Origin of the sequence: Paenibacillus sp. FSL R7-0189 (genome assembly GCF_037969925.1) — a bacterium.
Taxonomy (GTDB): domain Bacteria; phylum Bacillota; class Bacilli; order Paenibacillales; family Paenibacillaceae; genus Paenibacillus_AQ; species Paenibacillus_AQ odorifer.
Genome location: NZ_CP150223.1, coordinates 101,679 through 121,666, shown reverse-complemented (window position 1 = coordinate 121,666; position 19,988 = coordinate 101,679). Strand labels below are relative to the sequence as shown.

At 41.1% G+C, this 19,988-nt stretch carries 18 protein-coding genes; 14 read left to right on the top strand and 4 right to left on the bottom strand.

What is annotated here, in order from left to right:
* Positions 1-95 precede the first annotated feature (95 nt).
* The 6 genes from MKY63_RS00490 (at position 96) to MKY63_RS00465 (ending at position 5,195) form a co-directional block, all read left to right on the top strand.
* A complete protein-coding gene (locus MKY63_RS00490; protein ID WP_036679214.1) occupies positions 96-674 on the top strand; it encodes a TetR/AcrR family transcriptional regulator in 579 nt (192 codons plus the stop codon).
* A 90-nt stretch (positions 675-764) separates the two neighbouring features.
* Positions 765-1,226 (top strand): FMN-binding protein, encoded by a 462-nt coding sequence (locus MKY63_RS00485; protein ID WP_036679218.1) that lies wholly within the window; start codon positions 765-767, stop codon positions 1,224-1,226.
* A gap of 21 nt (positions 1,227-1,247) precedes the next feature.
* Positions 1,248-1,769, top strand: a complete 522-nt coding sequence (locus MKY63_RS00480) for a hypothetical protein (RefSeq protein ID WP_051491057.1) — start codon at positions 1,248-1,250, stop codon at positions 1,767-1,769.
* Positions 1,770-1,912: 143 nt separating this feature from the next.
* Entirely contained in the window at positions 1,913-2,557 is a 645-nt protein-coding gene (locus tag MKY63_RS00475) for a hypothetical protein (RefSeq protein ID WP_036679224.1), read from the top strand.
* Between the two features lie 493 nt (positions 2,558-3,050).
* Positions 3,051-3,779, top strand: a complete 729-nt coding sequence (locus MKY63_RS00470; RefSeq protein WP_076140884.1) for a hypothetical protein — start codon at positions 3,051-3,053, stop codon at positions 3,777-3,779.
* 177 nt (positions 3,780-3,956) lie between these two features.
* Positions 3,957-5,195, top strand: coding sequence for an RICIN domain-containing protein (locus MKY63_RS00465; RefSeq protein ID WP_076140886.1), 1,239 nt, complete (start codon positions 3,957-3,959; stop codon positions 5,193-5,195).
* 16 nt (positions 5,196-5,211) lie between these two features.
* Here the strand turns inward: MKY63_RS00465 and MKY63_RS00460 are convergent, their stop codons facing one another.
* Positions 5,212-6,165: a glycosyltransferase family 8 protein gene (locus tag MKY63_RS00460; RefSeq protein ID WP_051491058.1), complete on the bottom strand. Its 954-nt coding sequence runs from the start codon at positions 6,163-6,165 to the stop codon at positions 5,212-5,214.
* A gap of 165 nt (positions 6,166-6,330) precedes the next feature.
* Entirely contained in the window at positions 6,331-7,266 is a 936-nt protein-coding gene (coaA, locus tag MKY63_RS00455) for a type I pantothenate kinase (RefSeq protein ID WP_036679230.1), read from the bottom strand.
* Positions 7,267-7,446: 180 nt separating this feature from the next.
* Between coaA and MKY63_RS00450 the strand changes: the two genes are divergently transcribed.
* Positions 7,447-8,538 (top strand): dienelactone hydrolase family protein, encoded by a 1,092-nt coding sequence (locus MKY63_RS00450; RefSeq protein ID WP_036679232.1) that lies wholly within the window; start codon positions 7,447-7,449, stop codon positions 8,536-8,538.
* Positions 8,539-8,598: 60 nt separating this feature from the next.
* Complete coding sequence (locus MKY63_RS00445; protein ID WP_036679233.1) at positions 8,599-9,249, top strand: suppressor of fused domain protein; 651 nt, start codon at positions 8,599-8,601, stop codon at positions 9,247-9,249.
* Positions 9,250-9,280: 31 nt separating this feature from the next.
* Here MKY63_RS00445 and MKY63_RS00440 read toward each other — a convergent pair whose 3' ends face one another.
* Positions 9,281-9,661: a VOC family protein gene (locus tag MKY63_RS00440; RefSeq protein ID WP_036679235.1), complete on the bottom strand. Its 381-nt coding sequence runs from the start codon at positions 9,659-9,661 to the stop codon at positions 9,281-9,283.
* A gap of 243 nt (positions 9,662-9,904) precedes the next feature.
* On the opposite strand from MKY63_RS00440, the gene MKY63_RS00435 reads away from it, so the two are divergent.
* Positions 9,905-10,942, top strand: coding sequence for an NADH:flavin oxidoreductase/NADH oxidase (locus tag MKY63_RS00435; RefSeq protein WP_036679236.1), 1,038 nt, complete (start codon positions 9,905-9,907; stop codon positions 10,940-10,942).
* A 215-nt stretch (positions 10,943-11,157) separates the two neighbouring features.
* Entirely contained in the window at positions 11,158-11,595 is a 438-nt protein-coding gene (locus tag MKY63_RS00430; RefSeq protein ID WP_051491059.1) for a helix-turn-helix domain-containing protein, read from the top strand.
* 85 nt (positions 11,596-11,680) lie between these two features.
* Here the strand turns inward: MKY63_RS00430 and MKY63_RS00425 are convergent, their stop codons facing one another.
* Positions 11,681-12,283 carry a GNAT family N-acetyltransferase gene (locus MKY63_RS00425; RefSeq protein ID WP_235219423.1) on the bottom strand — a complete coding sequence of 201 codons (603 nt, stop codon included), beginning with the start codon at positions 12,281-12,283 and terminating at the stop codon, positions 11,681-11,683.
* 224 nt (positions 12,284-12,507) lie between these two features.
* On the opposite strand from MKY63_RS00425, the gene MKY63_RS00420 reads away from it, so the two are divergent.
* From MKY63_RS00420 to MKY63_RS00405, 4 genes are all read left to right on the top strand, one after another.
* Positions 12,508-16,266, top strand: coding sequence for an alpha-L-arabinofuranosidase C-terminal domain-containing protein (locus MKY63_RS00420; RefSeq protein WP_036679238.1), 3,759 nt, complete (start codon positions 12,508-12,510; stop codon positions 16,264-16,266).
* A 261-nt stretch (positions 16,267-16,527) separates the two neighbouring features.
* Positions 16,528-17,049, top strand: a complete 522-nt coding sequence (locus tag MKY63_RS00415; RefSeq protein ID WP_036679239.1) for a serine acetyltransferase — start codon at positions 16,528-16,530, stop codon at positions 17,047-17,049.
* 115 nt (positions 17,050-17,164) lie between these two features.
* Positions 17,165-19,000 carry a UbiD family decarboxylase gene (locus MKY63_RS00410; protein WP_036679241.1) on the top strand — a complete coding sequence of 612 codons (1,836 nt, stop codon included), beginning with the start codon at positions 17,165-17,167 and terminating at the stop codon, positions 18,998-19,000.
* A 148-nt stretch (positions 19,001-19,148) separates the two neighbouring features.
* A complete protein-coding gene (locus MKY63_RS00405; protein ID WP_179087080.1) occupies positions 19,149-19,697 on the top strand; it encodes a GNAT family protein in 549 nt (182 codons plus the stop codon).
* The last annotated feature ends 291 nt before the right edge of the window (positions 19,698-19,988 follow it).

Here is a 19,988-nt window from a genome sequence, read left to right as displayed (position 1 = left end):
ATGCTTTTGGTGATCTATTTTTGCATTGACATACCAAGCTGTTAACACTATGATATGAATGAAAAAATAATTATTCATTCACGGAGAGACGAAAAGTGGAAGACAAAAAAACAAAGATATACGAATGCGCGAAAGAGCTATTTAGCAATAAAGGCTTTAAAGATACTAATGTTTCTGGCATTACCAAAATGGCTGGAATAGCTGTAGGAAGTTTTTACAACTATTATCCCTCTAAGGAAAAGCTTTTTATGGATATTTTTTTAGAGGAAAATGAAAAGCTCAAAAAAAGCTGTATGCAATCGCTCGATATGAGCCAAAGCCCACTGGCAGTAATACGGCAGATGATGGCGCTTAATTTGGAAGGTATGATAGCCAACCCCATTCTTAAGGAATGGTATAACAAAAGTGTTTTCGCAAAAATCGAACAGTTGTACCGGGAAGAAACCAACATTCAGGTAAACGACATCTTGTATGATAGCTTCCATGAAATCATTAAGCAGTGGCAAGCCGATGGTAAAATGCGCAGCGATATGGATAGTAAAATGATTATGATGATTTTCGCCGCAATGATTAATGTGGAAACCCACAAGGAAGAAATCGGGCTGGAGCACTTTCCACAACTTCTGGACAATATGCTGGAACTAATCATGAAGGGTTTGACAGACTGCCCCTAATACACTTATGGTGCAGTTTTTTTTCTTGTATAATGAATGAATAATTAAATATTCATTCGAAATTGAAATCCAAAAGAAGGAGGCAAGCAGGTGAGTAAGAGAAGAGGAAAAAAGCGAAAATTCAATAAATGGATTATTGTTCTCAGCATTCTATGCGTGATTACAGTCATAGGTTGGATAGGTGGTATTCTCTTGACTGCTCCGGGAAGGCATGAGGTTCAGCAGCTTACTATCAACGTCATAGATATACAGAATCTGCGGGAGGGTACCTATGTGGGGGAATACATTGGCATCAAAGATCATTCCAGAGATACCAAGGTGAGGGCAATAATATCTGCTGAACGGCTGACAGATATAAAAATACTCAAAGGTGCCTTGGACAAAACAGGGAACCCTGCTGAACTGAAGGATGGTCTAGGCATTGGTGATTTGTTTAGTCATGTGATTGAATCGCAGTCTCTTCAGGTGGACGTTATCAGCGGGGCAACGCTTACCTCTAAAATACATCTTAAGGCACTCGAAAATGCCCTACAGCAGGCGGAGACGAAATAATTCATTTTAAGGAGAATTTATATGAACATTGCAGTCATTTCGTATTCATTCACAGGTAATAATGAAGCATTAGCAAGGAGTGTGGCGAATGCGTTGTCGGCTGAACATATCCGAATCTCGGAAGCCAAACCCCGAACACTCGGTAGGATTACCTTCGATATGATTTTTGACAGGATACCGTTGGTTCAACCGAAGCCTGAGCAAATAGGAAAATATGATATTATCCTATTTTTTGGACCGGTTTGGATGGGGAAAGTGGCCACACCGCTCCGTGCCTATTTAAAGGATTTGAAGAAAAATCCGCAAAAGTATGGTTACCTTTCAATCAGTGGCGGAGCTGACGGTCCAAATCCGAAGGTGCCAGGGGAGCTCAGAAAAAGAACTGGAGCAGATCCTGTTGTATTCATCGAGCAGCATATCGCAGATCTGATATCGGCAGATCACAAACCTGCACGTAAAGATACCTCAGCTTATAAGTTAAATGAGGGGGATATTAATCAATTAACTGGTAAAATAGTGAAGAAAGTAAGGGATATGATCTAGCTATTGAGCTCCAGCGAGACGAACAGAGAAACGGCAAAGCTGCCGTTTTTTTGTTTTCTCTGCAATCTGGTAGAAATTGTTCTATTATAAAGTGTTCGTTCAATTCGCTAGATGGTATGATAGGTATGGGAGGGAATTATAAAATGAACAATGAGACGACTAATGAAAATGAAATAACAAATGAGAATGAGGAAGTAAATGATAATACAGAAATGTCTGAAGAGGATATGGCACAGCTGCTAAAGGCTGTTCACCATAACGGCCTTGTAGCATTGAGAGTACACTTTAAAGATGTTGAAGGACAAGTATTGAACATGGAAGCCTACGGTCCTGTTTTTGTTTTTCACGTGAAAACTGAATTAGATCAGGTGTATTCCTGCGGATTTTTTCTGCGCGAGTTAATTGCAAGATTCCAGTCGGGTAAGGATCCGGCAGCATGGATGGCCTCATTCTTCGTTGAGCTGATGAAAATTGAGGGAGGCAAAACACTTCCAAAACCACCAGCAAGTGAAGAAGAAGCAAAAGGGATCATTGACAATGTGTTAGTTCCGCTTTGTATTGAGGAAATTACCCAAGAATTTGCTCCAGAAAAAGTGCATGTCGGGCTGGCATGGAACGAGAAATTGGGACCAGTCTTCGAGGCTGGATTTCCAGCGATCACCGATGGGAATAACGTATGTGCATTCCCGCTTCATCTGTTGCTGACCCATTTGCAATTGAACCGGGATCCATCTGAGCTGCTTGTTCAGGGTATGTATAACATCCGCAGAGAACATGGATTGGAGTAAAACAGGCTCTGAGCCCTGACCATCCATAACCCAAAGAAACGGCAGAAATGCCGTTTCTTTTTCTTTTGACATTCAAAGAGTAGATCCTTGCTCAATGAATTCATTCATATCTACTATAGGCTGATAACCTGCTGCTTGAAGGTTTCGTTCACATCATCTTCGGATTGTATAGCGCTTATCTTTGCTTTTTAGCTCCATTTACCGAACTCAAGGACCGTATAGCCCTTATTGTCTGTTTATCGCCGATAAAAGTAGGAGAATTAGCCAAAGAGTTGCATCTCAGTCCGTTAACAGAAGAATTCTCTTGAAATTGAACCAATAACGTCTCCTCGGTCCGATAGGACTTGGTGTAGCTGGATTATATAAAGAAACTGTAAATACTTTTCAGATATTTTAGGATAAAATTTCATTTACTGAATACGTTTGCGGACGAAGCTATATGCACAGCACCACTATACTTTTTTAGAAAAATAAACGAAGGCGTGGTAACAAGATGAAATATCTAGTTTCAATACTACTAATTGCTGCAGTGATAGCATCTGGTTGTTCCAATACCACTCCAATCCCTCATCCAACTTCTAATCAGGAAACTTCTCCTTCTCCTAATCCAAATACAAATTTGAATTCTGATACTGATTCTTCAGATAACCGCAGAGAAGATACTGTGTTCCTCAACAAAAATATAGGTTGGAAAGCAGTCTATCATTTTCAAGGGATGTCACGCGAAGATATGGAGCTTTATGCAACTAGTGATGGGGGAGAGACTTGGAAGGAGATGGGGGATAGCTTACAAGCAGGAAGTACTCTTCCTAGCGGGGTGAAATCGGGACTTACTTTTGTTAATGAAAAAGAAGGCTGGATTACAACGAATGCTCCATGGGAGGGAAAGGTTGGTTTATATAAAACAATGGATGGTGGAGTTACCTGGAGTGAACAGACAGTCACAGTGCCGGGTGAGTTAGTAAACTCGCAAATCTATGCTTATCCTCCCCTCTTTCTTACGAAGGATCAAGGAATCTTAATTACTCGGCCCGTTGAAAAAGAATATACATTGTTATTTATAACGATAGACGGAGGACAACATTGGAAATCATTCCTTGACGATCATATGGATCAGTATGTTGGTATAGCATGGACGCTCTCTGAGAGTATGGCGACGGTGAAATACGCAGAGAAAACCTGGACATTAAGCATGCAGAACTATGGAAAATGGTCCCTTTAATCGAAATGTTGGCATATTGCGTTTAGAAAAGACGTACACATCAAATGAAGCGAGGCGTTAACCTGACTCCGGCTGTTATAGCTGTTTATGGGATAACGTTTTGTTTTATCCAATATTCGAAACCGGTTTCAAATGTGCGAGCGCGCCGCGCAATGAAATCAGTAGGAGGAAAAGACGATGTTACGAAAAGGAAAAATGTTAAGTCTATTTCTGCTGTTCACCCTCTTAATTGCTTGGGTACCTACAGGGAGTTCAAGCGCGGCATCAAGCTGGAATCTGGCATGGAGCGATGAATTTGATGGGAATTCTCTGAACACTAATAATTGGTCGGCGGAAATAGGTACGGGTAGCGGAGGTTGGGGAAACAATGAGCTTCAGTATTATACCAGTCGCCCGCAGAACCTGCAGGTAACAGGTGGGAATTTAGTGATTACTGCACAAAAGGAGTCGTACGGGGGGATGAATTATACCTCTGCACGGATCAAAACACAGGGACTCAAAAGCTTCACCTACGGAAAAATCGAAGCTAGAATCAAATTGCCTTCAGGACAGGGACTCTGGCCAGCATTTTGGATGCTTGGGGCGAATATTGATTCAGTGGGTTGGCCGAAATCTGGGGAAACGGACATTATGGAGCGTGTAAACAATAATGCTTTTGTTAATGGGACGGTACATTGGGATGCCAATGGGCATGCCGAGTACGGTCAGGTGTCTGGTAACCTCGATTTCTCACAGTACCATGTGTACAGCGTGGAATGGGATGCGAATTATATAAGATGGTTTGTAGACGGCAACCCATTTAATGCTTTTTATATTGAGAACGGAACCGGAAATACGGAGGAGTTCCAGAAACCTTTCTTCATCCTGCTAAACCTTGCCGTGGGTGGAAATTGGCCGGGAAGTCCAAATGCTTCAACTGCTTTCCCAGCTCAAATGCTGGTTGATTACGTACGTGTGTATCAGGCTGCGCCTACCTCAAGCATTGTTAGTGGTGGGATTTACACTTTAGCTGACAAGGCTAGTGGTAAGGTTCTGGACGTAGTGGATGTATCCACAGCAAGCGGGGCGAAAATGCAGCAATGGACCAATTACACTGCCAATAATCAGAAATTTAAAGTGGAGAGTACAGGCGACGGTTATTACAAGCTTACGGCAGTGCATAGTGGAAAAGTGTTGGATGTGCCAAACTCATCAACCGCGAGCGGTGTACAGCTGCAGCAGTGGGATGACAATGGTACCAACGCTCAGCGATGGAGAATTATTGATGTCGGAGGGGGCTATTATAAGCTTATTTCAAAAGTGAGCGGATTAGCCATGGATGTATCCGGAGCATCAACAGCCGATGGCGCAGCTGTCCAGCAGTGGACAGATAACGGGAGTGATGCTCAGAAATGGTTTTTTACGAAAGTGAACTAAAGAATGCCGCCCCATATCAAATGGGGCTTTTTCTAATCGGTCTAATCGGTCTAATTTGTTTTAAATCGGATAAAAAAATAGGGGTTAAGTTCAACTGAACAATTTTTATTTTCTGCTTGTTTCTTTTTCGGGTGAGGTGTGGTTTTAAAGGGCTGCTTTTCCGTTTTCTTCGTCTGATTTTGGCTCTGGTGATTCTCCAAGGGGTTAGCTTTAGGAATTGCTGATATAGGGATGAACCCGCGGAATCTTTATTCCAGCATTTATCATCTCCGGCAAAATGGATGATTTTGTTAGTGAAATCATGGTCCGGAATGTTTGTGTTGAACGAATTAAAACGGATATCAAGGGGGAGGTAATTCCCACCAAAAACCGCATTCAGAACATCCTGATCTGGCATGGTGACATCAGGAAAGGTACGTAGAAAGGTTAGCATTTCTTCGTACCAGTTGGTATTCTGGCGGATATTATGCAAAGAAAATAAAATCACTCCGGAATTAAAATAAAGCTCAGGATTTAATCCCTTAGCGCTCACAATATGAGCAACCTCTCTAATCCCTTGGTCCCAAATTGCGGCCAAATACTTGTCATCCAGTTCAACCTGCCATATTTCAGTTATGTCCATATTCACTAATACATCGCAGTCCAGATAGATGATTTTGTCCACGGGTATTAGTGCAGGAAGAAGCAATCGATACATACATGCCTGCGTCCATACATTAATGGAGTTAACATTGGCTAACACCTGAGTTAGATCATCGGGCATAGTGATTGAATAAAAGCTAAGGGTATGATTATGTTTTGTAGTTAATGCGCTAAGCCTGCGCTTATTAGTTTCACTTAAAGAAACATCATGTAAAATATGAATATGAATTGGGGAACTCGTATGATGAAAAATTGACGCTAGAACGACTCCGGCATGTTCAGCATATTTCCCATCCTTATCTTGAAAAGCCAAGGCGATATCGATCATTTGATTTATCCTCTCTTCACGTTTGTGTACGAATGTACCACAGTATACGTTCGCCTTGATCAGAGGACAGAGACATTAAACCCAGAATATTCACCCAATTTGATGTGAACACCAAAAAACCAAGTGCTGAATCTCAGCAACTTGGTCGGCTAAGGACTTCAATCTTTATTTTCGCAGCTTAATTCGATCTACGTGATGATTGTTGTCCTTATGCATTATAAGATCCGCACGATTTCGGGTGGGCAGAATATTTTGCTGCAAATTAACGTAGTTTATTTCTTTCCAGATCCGCTTTGAGATTTCAATAGATTCCTCTAGAGATAGCTGTGCATATTTTTTGAAATAAGATTGTTCATCTTGGAAGGCAGTATCTCTGAGCTTAATAAACCGATCAATGTACCATGTCTCGATATCGTTTACATCAGCATCCACATAAATAGAAAAATCAAAGAAATCAGATACAAAATAGTTAGGCATATTATGATTATTTGTAATCGCAGTCTGAAGAACATTTAAGCCCTCAACAATTAGAATATCCGGATTCTCAATCGTAATATATTCATCTGGCACAATATCATAAGTTAAGTGAGAGTATACAGGGCTTTGGACCCGCGGCACCCCAGACTTCACATCCGTTAAAAAAGAAATTAAACTACGCGTGTCGTAGCTTTCAGGAAAGCCCTTTTTCGTCATTATACCGCGCTTTTCCAGCTCTGCGTTGGGATGTAGAAACCCATCAGTCGTAACTAAATCCACCTTTGGATGGGAAGGTAATTGTGAGAGAAGTTTTTGTAGGAGTCTGGCCGTAGTGCTTTTGCCAACAGCGACACTTCCCGCGATGCCTATGATAAATGGACCTTTTTTTACATCATTGTTCAGAAAGTGATTTATAGATTCATTAAATTTATGAGCAGATAGAAGTTGCAGATTTAGCAGATTGGACAGAGGAAGATAGACCTCGTTAACATCCTCGCTGGAGATTTTTTCATTAATACTTTGGACTTCCATAAGTTCTTCTTCTGATAATTGGATAGCGGTGAAATCGCTTAGTTTTTTCCAATCCTCACGTAAATAAAGTGTATATGCTGAATTATTCACCATTAAATTTTCCACATCCCTGAAGTTTTTAGAGATTTCTTATGCACTTAGGTATTATAACCGTTCATACAGCTTCATTCCATTCATTGTAATCGACATTATTATGGACATTAAGGAGATTGCATTTCAGTAAATGGGAAAATCAATTAAAATATAGAATATTAGGAAGAATGGGGTGGAGCAATGGGAGTTTTTCGAAAAGTTGAATTATTGAAGGATTACACACGCACGGAAACGTTCCAAGAAGAGTCAGAGGGAAGGAAAATAGTTATAAGTATTTATTATCCGGATACAGAGGGTGTATTAAATAAAAACGCATCTGCAATGAAGTATATGGAGCTTTTCGGGCCCTGTGAACAACAGGCGAGAGAGCTTCTACAAGATATTGGCATGAATATGGAAATCATAAATACATTATCTACCTCAATCAGCGATCGAACCTTTCAAAGCAAATCCAAACGCTCCTATCCAGTCATCATCTATTCACCTGCATTAGGTTTAGATAGAGATATGTATATTTATAATATAGAAGCGTTGGCCAAGCAAGGTTTCATAGTGGTAACGGTCAGTGCTGCGTACGAAGCTATGTTTACTGTTTGCCCTAGTGGTGGATTTATTAATCAATCCGAAGCCATGAGGCAAATAAAAGCTACGGATTATACCGATTTACATAACTTAATCTCCATTCGAAAAAAAGATATTCAATACGTTCTGGATCACCTGTCCACGCTTAATTCTATGGATAAAGATGTGAAGGGCTTATTTGATATGAATAAGATTGGTATTATCGGCCATTCCATCGGTGGTGCTACTGCATTAGATTTAACTATGGAAGACGATAGAATTAAAGCTGCTATTTTATTAGATGCAAGCATGCACTTATATATTGAGAATGAAGAGAAGAACAATACTGTGCCGCTTCTTGTATTAAGGCAAAAGGCCTCGACCTTAGAATCCTTAAGTAATATATTACAGGAGAAACTGGCAAATGATTTCATCAAAGGACAAGAGGCGCTTTTTCAGAATTGGAACGGATATAAATCTTTTCTAAAAATACGAAATGCTACACATATGTCATTTAGCGATCTGCCTCTTTATGAGGAAGGAGAGACTTTAAAACAAAGAACCTGTGAAATTCATACTTGCTTAAACGAGCTTATAAGTAAGTTCCTTTTGGAACATCTTTTAGATCAGGGGCAAGGTTATTCGGCATTAATTAGTAGTGTTCATAAAGATTTTTGTGAGATCCATGGTAGTGGAGAAGAAATTCTGTAAATTAGCAATAAACTCTCCTTTGTTTATACCGATAAACATATATAAGGGAGGGAATTATGAATGCATTCTGCTCAGTCTAATGAGAAAATATGTAATCATATTGAAAAATACATAGGTGTTATTGATAATGTTTTTAAAGAAATTATTTCAGGTGTTCTGTCGATAGATATTCTAATTCTTGATCCGACGCCTGAGCGGAACTTCTATACTTTAATTACTTCTGGAATGAGCGAATTACCGATGACGGTGCCAGAAGGTGCAGAAGAATATCAATATGCTGAAATAATGATTTGTCTCCCTCCTACCTGGAAGCTGTCGGATGAGGCGTTTAAGGATGAACGGAATTATTGGCCGATTCGGGCCCTGAAAACAATGGCTAGGTTTCCGCATGAATATAATACATGGCTTTATATGGGGCATACGCTTGTGAACGGTAATCCCGCCCAGCCTTATAGTGAGGATACAGGATTTCAAGGGATGTTCGTTTGGGTTCCAGATGTAAAAGATAAAGCCGGTTTCTTTAATTTAGAAATGACCCGTGAGAAAGTGGTGCACTTTTATACGTTAATTCCGCTCTATGGGGAGGAGTTAAATTATAAAATCAAGCATAGCGAGGAAGAGTTACTACACAAGTTAAATAAGATTGGGGTTACGGATGTTTTGGATCCTTCCCGTAAAAATAGTTGTAAGAAGTTATGGGGACTCTTTTAAAGACAAGAAAAAACGGCTGAGAGCCGTTTTTTTATTTTTTGATTCCAAAAGCAATCCAGCGACCATCTACATCTTCGATCACAAATTCTTTGTTATTATAATCGGTGTTTGATAAAGAACGAACAATATGAACACCGGCGGCTTCGAACTCCTTCTCCAACTCTTCTTGCTGCTTCGTAATAAAATAGGCATCGTATCCATAACCGTACAACTCTCGATTGGGAATGACCTTTTGTCTATGGGATTGCGTAAGGATAATCTCTGTATCGTCGCGATACAAACAAAGATGTGGTTCTTGTGTATCTAAATAGGGCACAGCTTTAAAACCTAAGTACTGGCTGTAGAAGGCAGCAGTTTGCTCAATATTCAAGGTAGGGAAAATACTATGCGATTGTAAGAGCTTTTTGTCCACGAGTGAGGTCATCCTTTCAAAGAAAAATAGATATCCATATATTACCTCAAGGTAGAAGTTTCAACAATACATGGAGTTTCCATTAAGCAGAAGATTATTCACGGTTGACACCATCGCTGTTCTATAATAAAATACATGCATGAGCATGCATTTATAAAAATATATAAGATGAACTTAGAAACTCATGTTCACTGGTAGCATTGATCATACTATACTTAGTTTTTTATAAAGAGGAGAGATATCATGAAGGACTTGTTCACCCCGTATGAATTGAAGGATTTGAAGCTGAAGAACCGCGTGGTTATGCCTCCGATGTGTCAATATTCAGTGTCTAACAAAGACGGAATTGCTACGGATTGGCATTATAATCATTACGTAAGTCGCGCCGTTGGCGGAACCGGATTAATTATTATTGAAATGACGGACGTGGAGCCTGATGGACGGATTACTGATTTTGATCTTGGCATTTGGTCTGATGAGCAAATTCCTGCACTGGCCAGAATCGTTGAAGCTTGTCATTCTTATGGCGCTAAAGTAGGTATTCAAATTGCACACGCCGGACGTAAAGCAGAAGATGCAGCAGTTCCTGTATCCTCATCTAACGTTCCTTTTGACGCTGACTCCAAAACACCACGTGCATTAACAACTGAAGAAGTGAAAGCTATGGTTGAGAAATTCCGGTTGGGCGTGAAGCGGGCGATACAAGCGGGATTTGATGTTATCGAGCTTCATGGAGCGCATGGTTACCTTATTCATCAGTTCCATTCCCCTCTAACCAATCAAAGAACAGATGAATACGGCAAGGATTTAACACTATTTGGTACAGAAGTCATTCGCGCAGCAAAAAGTGAAATGCCGGAAGGAATGCCATTGATTATGCGTATCTCCGCCCAAGAATATGTTGAGGGCGGGTACGGTATCAAAGAAAGCTTGGAATTTAGTAAAGCTTACAAAGAAGCAGGCGCAGATATTTTCCATATCAGTGCAGGTGGTGAAGGTCCTATCGCAGCTGCCGGGAAACCAGGGACGCATGCAGCTTATCAGGTTCCTTTGGCCAGAGAAATCAAGTATGGCTTGAATGTTCCGGTTATTGCGGTTGGCAGATTGGATGAGCCTGTACTTGCTAATGCCGTGATTGGGAATGAGGAAGCTGATCTTGTTGCCGTGGGCCGGGGCATGCTGAGAAATCCATACTGGACGCTGGAAGCTGGGGTTGAACTTCAGAAAGATGCCGGCATTCCTAGACAGTATACTTTCGGGTTTCCAAGAATTAATGGGTAAAGACTAATATAAATGGTATGAAGTCTGAAGTCCAAACAAAATAATTGTAAAGTGTGGAGGGGCCGGCTTCTTGGAGAAACGGTCTCTCCTCTTTTTTAAAATAAAATAAAGTATAAGTATCGAACCTATACTTTATGTATGGTTGTGGATTGTAGTACTATTATATAGAAGGAAAAAATCATGAAAAGCCATACACCCGGGAGATGAATAATAAAATGGACGACATTCTTAACAATGACCTTATAACGAGTTGGTTGACGTTAACGCATATACAAATGAATGTGACGAATGAATTGGAAGCTAATCTACAAGCCAAACATGGCTTATCCTTAAAAGAATTTTATTTGCTGTTATTTTTATCGGAAGCGCCGGAGAAGAAACTGAAATTGCAGAAGCTAGAAGCTATGGTGGGTTTAAGCCAGAGTGCAGTTTCCCGACTGGTTAGTCGGTTTGAGGCCAAAGGCTGTGGCGCTTTAGAAAGAAAAGCGTGTGATGCTGATCGCAGAAGTATCTATACTGCCTTGACTGCCATTGGCGAAGACAAGCTCCTTCGTGCACAAGATACCTTTCAAGAGACCCTGCTTGCAGCTTTTCCAGAAAAAGATGTGAAAGAGCTTTTGGATCAAATGCTTCGCATGAAGCAACAGTCATGAATTCACAATAAAACCTCTGTTTTGGTAAATGGACCGAATCTCCATTTCCCATACAGAGGTTTTTTAGTGTAAGGCGCTATTTACATCATACCTGTTCATCCCACTGTTGCTGGGAAAGCCGGTAATAATTATAGTCTTCATGTTCAATTGTAATCTCGTCAAGAAGCTCGAAACCACATTTTTGAATGACTCTATTAGACGGGATATTGTGTTTCAGAGCAATGGCGTTTAATACATCGGTAGAGCTATTATCAAACAAATACTTAATTAATCCCTTGGCAGCTTGAGTAGTGTAGCCTTTACCGCGATGATCCTTGGATATGGCATACATAATCTCTCTGTTAGGAACGGGCAATTCCTCCTTAATTCCTGTACAACACCAACCAATAAACTCACCGGACACTTTTAAAATAATGCCTAAACGAAGACGAAGCTCTCCGATATCTCCGCCCACTGAGATCACTTGAAGAAATTGCTGGTTCTCTTTTATTTCATAGTTTATTAACCAGTCCAACCGTTGTTCTTTAGGAACATTCCACTCTGGCAAGAATTCAATAATTTCAGGCTGTAGAGTAAGCGCATGAAACTCCTCTAAATCCTCCACACTATATTCCCGCAGAAAAATATCTTTACAATCAATCGTAAATAAATCACTAGAATTGGCCTTTTCATTCACAGCTTCGCTCAACTTTCACCACTCCTTTATTAACTAACAGATATTTTACCATGGAATAAATGATTGATTTGGTAATATTTGATTATAAAATTTGTTTTCTTTTATTTCACATAAATATTAATTGGTTAATATATTAATTGACTATAAAATATGTTATTATGTTTCGTATAAACGGCAATGAACTAGTATTGTTTGGTTTTTAAGATTTCTACTATAAAGATAACAGGTGATATTTTATGAAAAATGACAACGGTAACAAATTTATTAATGGTAGTCTAATTGCGCATTATAAGTTTGATAATCCAGAGGATGTAGGTCAAGATTTCTCGGGGAACGGCAATGATGGAACCGCTTCAGGTACTACGCTGCCGGCTATTAAATCCGTAGCAGGTAGACAAGCTGTTTCGCTTGCTGGGGGAGAACATGGCACATCCTATATTTCATTACCTAACGATCTGCTTAAAGAGGTCAGTGACCATACAGGAATTACAATTTCGACATGGATGTATGTAAGCAAAGCTTCAAGCTTATGGGAAAGAATCTTTGATTTTGGTAAAGGTGAAACAGGACCTTATATTTTCGTAACTCGCAATTTGCGGGGGACTTGTTTTGCAGGGGAAGACTTAATCGCAGATCCAGGGAAATCCTTTGCGACTGATGAATGGGTACATGTTTCCTTTGCAGTTACAGGTACAGAAGGTGGAACACTAAGCAGTGCAGGTCCTGTGATGTATGTAAATGGTGAAGTAGTTGCGGATGGAATGATCAGCCAAACCTCGAGTGGCACATATGCTAAGCTGCGTACATGGTTTGCTACTTTTGAAGATCAACAGAATTATAGCAATAATACAATCGGGAAATCCCAATACGCGGCAGATGTTGATTTTAGCGGCTATATTTCGGACTTCCGTGTATATAAAGCAGGTTTAACTCAAGATGAAGTGATTGAAATCATGTGCGAATCTTTGACGGATGAAGATATCGTAAAGCTTGCAAAAGATAAATACTTAACCTTCCCAAGCTCGATCATTACCAAAGATATTGAGTTGCCAGTTTCGCTGATGGGCGGAAAAGTTGACGTATCTTGGGTATCCAGCGATTCCAAAGTCATTTCTAATGAAGGTGTTGTGAATAAAGGAGTTCAATCTGCTCAAGGCGTAACGCTTACAGCACATTTGAAAAAGGGAGCTAGTACAGTAGAAAAGAGCTTCACGGTGTCTGTGCTTCCGGAAGATTTGCCACCATACACCTTAACTATTGATGGTAATCAGGAGATTTTGGATGTTAGCCAAATTCTATATGGTTTATTCTATGAGGACATTAACAACGCAGCAGACGGTGGGATCTATGCAGAGCTAGTGCAGAATCGCTCCTTCGAATCTTTTGCTTTTGACAGCTATTCGCATGTATGTGGTGTACATGGTGCTTCCACCGGAAGAAATTATACACCTCTTCACGCATGGTCTGGGGATACAGAGAAAATGACTGTCCATAATACAGGCGGATTAAACGATTTCTTCGGCATCGAAGATAAAGATATGAATGCTCATTATGTGACGGTAGCGGATGGCGCGACTATTAATAATAGAGGTTTTGCGGATTCCAATCAGCACTGCTCGATGTTTATTAAGGAAGATGCCAAGTACAACTTCACAATCTGGGCGAAGGCTGAAGCAGCAGGCACAATTACCTTGCAATTGCTCGACAAAGACGGTAAAGCCATCAGCGATACTGCAGTTGTTGAAGTAAACGGTGACGGCAACTGGAAGAAGTATGGTGTCGATTCTAAGCTTGTATTAACAGGGTCTGAAACTGTGCTTGGTCAGCTGGCGTTAACCTTTAACGGTGAGATCTCCATTGATATGGTATCCTTAATTCCTGATGACGTTTGGGGCGCTGGTGAAGAGGAACGTTCTGCTACAGCTCATGCTAACTATAAAGGAAATCCAAACTATAGATTAAGAAAAGACTTAGTGAATGCACTCGTTGATCTTCATCCTACATTCCTGCGTTTCCCTGGGGGTTGTATTTCTGAAGGTTCTCACATTTGGGAGAACGTGTACGATTGGAAAGAGTCCGTCAACGATATCGAATTGCGCAAAGAGAACTATAACGTATGGGGCTACATGATGACCATGGGTCTTGGATATATGGAGTATTTCCAATTAGCCGAGGATTTGAACGCAACACCACTTCCGGTTATGGCCTGCGGCGTACTCTGTCAAGCTCGTTCGGATTATGCGAATCCAGCTGGCGGTGCGTTAAGAGATTATTATGTGAAGAACTTTACGGATCTGATTGATTTTGCGATTAGCATGGATTTTGACAATAATGAGTGGGCTGCATTGCGTAAAAAGATGGGCCATGAAGCAGCGTTTGACCTGCGTTATTTGGGTGTGGGGAATGAAAACTGGGGTACAGAGTTTTTTGCCAACTTCGAATATTTTAAAACAGTGATTGATGAGTATATGGTGAAGAACTATCCTGATCATGAATTGACTATTCTCTCTACCGTGGGTGCACAGGCAGATGATGATGCTTACCAGCAAGGTTGGAAATTCCTAAGCGGAAATTTACAGGGCTCGGAAAAAATCAGCTTTACGGATGGTACATCGAGCATCGAAGAGACTGTTACCTGGTACGAAAAACAAAAGAACTACATGGATACCATTGCGGATGAGCATTACTACCGTTCCAATGAGTATTTGTTAGAGAATGCTGATCGTTACAACTACTATTACAGAGCCTATAAGGAAGACGGCAGCTTGGATGAGGCTGAAACTTCAAAGGTTTTTGTGGGTGAATATGCTTCCACAGATAAAAACACATTGGCAGGAGCTGTTGCTGAGGCAGCGATTATGTCCAGCTTCGAGAATAACTCTGATGTGATTAGATTGGCGGCAACGGCACCATTGTTCAACAAGGTTCTGACAGATGGCACCTATAGATGGACACCGGATTGCATCTGGTTCGATGATGAGACCGTATGGTACACACCGAACTATTATGTTCAGCAGCTGTATGCTAAATACCTGGGAACCAAAGTGGTTGGCACCTCATTTTCGACTTATCGCAACGGGGAGAAGGTAGACCTCATTCCTCATGGAGGAATTGAAGTGGCTGCCGGGAAATCAGCTGTGATCGTGAAACGGGTGAAAGTGACCTCGAATGTAGATGGCAGTGTTTGGTTGGATCAAGATTTCACGCAGCCGCTGAATGAAGCTTGGAAAGTGATTCCTGGCTCTGCCGGATATACGATTGATCCTTCCAAAGGTCTGGTATTGAAAGCGCAGAATGGCGGACTGAATGGATTGTATATCCTTAATGACGCGTGGACTAATTATAAAGTAGAGGTTGTAGCTGAAAAAGCTTCTGGCGAAGATGGCTTCTATGTAGGCGCAGGTCTGACAGAAATCTCACCGGAAAATAAAGATGTCATCGAATATGCGATTGGCTATAATGGTGATGCCACAGGAGTCAAGGTGTACAAGCAAGGGATTGAGGCTTATACTCTGGGCGATTATTCCTCTAGTACCGCTGCTGGTAACCTGAGAGCCAGTTGCTATGAAGAGCTTGCGGATCATACGGAATATACTATCACCGTTAATTATGGCGGAGCAGATGGCAAACATTTGATTTGCTCTTATACAGATGGCAAGGTAACAAGCAAAGTACTGGATTATAAGCTTGAGGCTTATAACAGAGAGGTATATAATTCCGTAACTAAAGATGATAAGCATCTTTATGTGAAGCTTGTAAATGCGGATGGTGTAGAAAAAGCAACGAAGCTTGATCTAAAAGGTTTAAAAGTAGCTGCTACTGGTAAACGGATTACCTTAACTGGAGACGCCTCACTGGTTCATACACCTAATGTGAACAGAAAAAATGATGAGAAGGTTACACCAGTCGAAACAGAAATCGTAATTGATAAAGACACGGCAGTTGTGAAGCTAGCTGCCAATTCCGTAAATGTGATTGTTCTGGATCTGATTTAATAGAAAATATGCTTTCCAACACGCGCCGATCTTTTTGTTCGGCGCGTGTTGTTGTTTAACAAGCCTCTAAATCGGTTGATGATTATATAGAGAGAACTGTCCACTTGCTTGATGAATCTCAAAATCTATCTTACACTGGTGAAAGTACAATCACCGACTGACCCTCCAGCCCGCGATCCTCCCAGATGTTTTATCCACAGCTGCCCTTCATTACTCCAGAATACAGTGCATACCCTAGCCCCTAAAAAGGAGAACGATAAAATGATGAAATCATTCAAAACGGACTGGAAAGCAAATCTGAAAAATCCTCAAACGATTATGGCCTTGTTTACTTATCGTTATGGAAATTGGGTGTATTATCGAGTGAAGAATGGCATCGTGCGAAAACCTTTGTGGCTTTTATATCGAATAATGGATGTGCTTTTTGTCCGTATTCTTGCAAATGGAGAGCTTCACGCTCAAGCTCAAATTGGTGATGCGCTTCATTTACCGCATGGTTTAAATGGGATTATCATTAGTCCTAAAGCGGTGCTTGGAAGCCATGCTACTATTTTTCATCAAGTGACGATTGGCGGGAGAAATAACTTAGGAGAGCCTGTGATTGGAGACAGAGCTTTTATTGGAGTAGGCTCCAAGATTCTTGGACCGGTTGTCATTGGTAACGATGTTAATATCGGGGCCATGTCTGTAGTGGTAAAGGATGTGCCGGATAATGCTTCGGCAGTAGGTATTCCTGCTAAAAATATATTGCGGAGTGAACCGAAACCAGAGAATACAAGATAAAGACGTTAGGTTCTAGTACATAGGGTACGCGTGCGCTTTATTTTAATATCTTACAGGGTATAATTAAAGCATCCAAGTAATCTTGTAATAACCTTCTAGAGATCGGAGTAATGAAATGAAATATAGCAATTTAGAAGAGTGTGTTAATGATTTAGAGAAACACGGACATTTAGTTCGGATTCGTGAAGAGGTGGACCCTTATCTAGAGATGGCGGCGATTCACCTAAAGGTTTATGAGGCTGGTGGACCCGCATTATTATTTGAGAATGTAAAAGGCTCGAAGTTTCGGGCCGTATCTAACCTTTTTGGAACGCTAGAGCGCAGTAAGTTTATCTTTCGGCGGACTTGGGACTCCACACATAACGTAATTGCCCTTCGCAACGATCCCGTAAAAGCACTCAAAAATCCATTTAAATATGTTGGAACCGGATTATCCGCGAGAAAAGCATTGCCTATTAAAAAGCCAGGAGGTCTGCCAAGCGGTTTCCAGGAAATTAGTATCTCTGATCTTCCGCTAATCACACATTGGCCGGGAGATGGTGGTGCTTTTGTAACCTTGCCGCAGGTGTATTCAGAAGATCCGGACAAGCCGGGCATTATGAATTCCAATCTGGGAATGTACCGTGTGCAACTGACTGGAAATGAGTATGAATTAAATAAAGAAGTGGGCATTCATTATCAAATTCATCGCGGCATTGGCGTACATCAGGAAAAAGCGAACCGCCAAGGACAACCGCTTAAAGTGAGTTGTTTTATCGGTGGGCCACCCGCTCACTCCTTATCGGCGGTTATGCCTTTGCCTGAGGGAATGAGTGAGATGATCGTTGCAGGTTTATTATCAGGACGCCATTTCAGCTATAGCTATGTGGATGGTTACTGTATCAGCAATGATGCGGACTTTGTGATAACAGGTGAAATTCACCCTGGTGAGACGAAGCCGGAGGGGCCATTTGGCGACCATTTAGGCTATTATAGCTTGGTTCACCCTTTCCCAGTAATGAGAGTACATAAAGTGTACGCCAGAAAAAATGCAATCTTTCCATTTACGGTTGTCGGTCGGCCGCCACAGGAAGATACCGCGTTTGGTGAGTTAATTCACGAGCTGACAGGTGGGGCTATCCGCCAAGAAATTCCGGGCGTCAAAGAAGTTCATGCAGTCGATGCTGCGGGTGTTCATCCCCTGCTGTTCGCCATTGGCAGTGAACGTTATACGCCTTATCAGCAAGTAAAGCAGCCAGCGGAAATTCTGACCATTGCTAACCGGATTTTAGGTACGGGTCAGCTTAGTTTAGCTAAGTTTTTGTTTATTACTGCAGAAGAGAATCAGCCTATCAGTACACATAATATCGAGGATTTCTTGACGTATATCTTGGAGCGGATTAATCTTCGTAGAGATATTCATTTCTATACCAACACCACGATTGATACGCTTGATTATTCCGGCACAGGATTAAACAGCGGAAGTAAAGTGATCTTCGCAGCAGTAGGGGATAAGAAAAGAGAGCTATGTACAGAGGTACCGGGCATGCTTAAAGAATTACAGGGATTTGGACATGCACGAATGGTGATGCCTGGTCTTGTTGCCCTTCAAGGTGCTAAATTCACAAGCTACGCTGAAGCAGCATTGGAAATGAACAAGCTTAGTGAAGCTATTCAGGAGCAAGGGGCACTTCCTTCTTGTCCAATGATTATTTTGTGTGATGATAGCGAGTTTTTGAGTGAAAAGATCGACAATTTCCTATGGGCGACGTTTACCCGCAGTAATCCATCTCATGATATCTATGGAGTGAACAGTTCTACTGAGTATAAACATTGGTCCTGTGATAACGTGATTATTGATGCTCGGGTAAAACCCCATCAAGCCCCACCACTGATTCCCGACCCAACCGTTCAGAAGCATATCGAACGATTATTTGCGTCAGGTGGCAGTTTAAGCGGAGTTAAGATATAGAGAAACATTCATCAGCCTTCTTGGGAATCCAAGGAGGCCTATTTGCTGTTTGTGAAATGATTTTGCTCATATGAAATAAAAAAGGCATAGGGGTATTATGGGGTGTATGGTATATATTTACTATTAATATTGGGGAAGTGATGTTCTGATGGAAATTATGGAAACCGAACGTTTATGGATTAGAAGGTTCTCAGCAGAGGATTGGAAAGACCTTCATGAATATTTGTCGCAAGAAAGTGTTGTGAAATATGAGCCCTATTCCTTGTTTAGTGCAGATGAATCTCGCACTGAGGCGCTCAGACGGTCATCGGACCGTGCTTTTTGGGCAGTCTGTCTTAAATCTACGACAAAAATGATCGGCAACTTATATTTTCAAGAGAGCCAACCAGAGGCTTTTGGCGTTTGGGAATTTGGATATGTTTTTAACCCTGATTTTCAGGGAAGCGGGTATGCTACAGAGGCTTGTAATCAATTGTTAAACTATGGCTTTGATAATCTGAAAATGAGACGTGTGATTGCGAACTGTGATCCCGAAAATACACGCTCATGGAAACTGCTTGAACGATTGAAGCTTCGTCGAGAAGGACATTTTTTGCAGACGGGTTATTTTAAATACGATAGTAATGGAGAGCCAATCTGGCATGATACTTATTCCTATGGATTGCTCAGAAGTGAATGGTTAAGGATGAAGGAATAGCAAAACTGTTGTCGTGATCTCAAAAGGCGGGTGTCCCCTCACTGATTCTTCTGTCCTAACTGCTTACCAAATCGTAGGTTTTTATAACTATAGGCGAAGAAATTGAACGGTTTAGTGTATGATAAAATCTGTTTTTTAAATGTTCAGAGTGACACTTAGGTGGTAGTATCGTGTTGGATATGAGTAAAACTGGAATTATCAACCATCCAGCTGCCTGAGCAAAGAGGAGGGGATACGCGCACGAAGTGAACTTATATTTGAAGAACGAATGACAACGAAGCTTATTGTAAG

Excerpts from the sequence above, each read along its gene's own strand:
- MKY63_RS00480 (WP_051491057.1), top strand. The coding sequence starts at position 1,248 with ATGAACATTGCAGTCATTTCGTATTCATTCACAGGTAATAATGAAGCA.
- MKY63_RS00475 (WP_036679224.1), top strand. The coding sequence starts at position 1,913 with ATGAACAATGAGACGACTAATGAAAATGAAATAACAAATGAGAATGAG.
- MKY63_RS00470 (WP_076140884.1), top strand. The coding sequence starts at position 3,051 with ATGAAATATCTAGTTTCAATACTACTAATTGCTGCAGTGATAGCATCT.
- MKY63_RS00465 (WP_076140886.1), top strand. The coding sequence starts at position 3,957 with ATGTTACGAAAAGGAAAAATGTTAAGTCTATTTCTGCTGTTCACCCTC.
- MKY63_RS00460 (WP_051491058.1), bottom strand. The coding sequence starts at position 6,165 with ATGATCGATATCGCCTTGGCTTTTCAAGATAAGGATGGGAAATATGCT.
- coaA (WP_036679230.1), bottom strand. The coding sequence starts at position 7,266 with ATGGTGAATAATTCAGCATATACACTTTATTTACGTGAGGATTGGAAA.
- MKY63_RS00450 (WP_036679232.1), top strand. The coding sequence starts at position 7,447 with ATGGGAGTTTTTCGAAAAGTTGAATTATTGAAGGATTACACACGCACG.
- MKY63_RS00445 (WP_036679233.1), top strand. The coding sequence starts at position 8,599 with ATGCATTCTGCTCAGTCTAATGAGAAAATATGTAATCATATTGAAAAA.
- MKY63_RS00435 (WP_036679236.1), top strand. The coding sequence starts at position 9,905 with ATGAAGGACTTGTTCACCCCGTATGAATTGAAGGATTTGAAGCTGAAG.
- MKY63_RS00430 (WP_051491059.1), top strand. The coding sequence starts at position 11,158 with ATGGACGACATTCTTAACAATGACCTTATAACGAGTTGGTTGACGTTA.
- MKY63_RS00420 (WP_036679238.1), top strand. The coding sequence starts at position 12,508 with ATGAAAAATGACAACGGTAACAAATTTATTAATGGTAGTCTAATTGCG.
- MKY63_RS00415 (WP_036679239.1), top strand. The coding sequence starts at position 16,528 with ATGATGAAATCATTCAAAACGGACTGGAAAGCAAATCTGAAAAATCCT.
- MKY63_RS00410 (WP_036679241.1), top strand. The coding sequence starts at position 17,165 with ATGAAATATAGCAATTTAGAAGAGTGTGTTAATGATTTAGAGAAACAC.
- MKY63_RS00405 (WP_179087080.1), top strand. The coding sequence starts at position 19,149 with ATGGAAATTATGGAAACCGAACGTTTATGGATTAGAAGGTTCTCAGCA.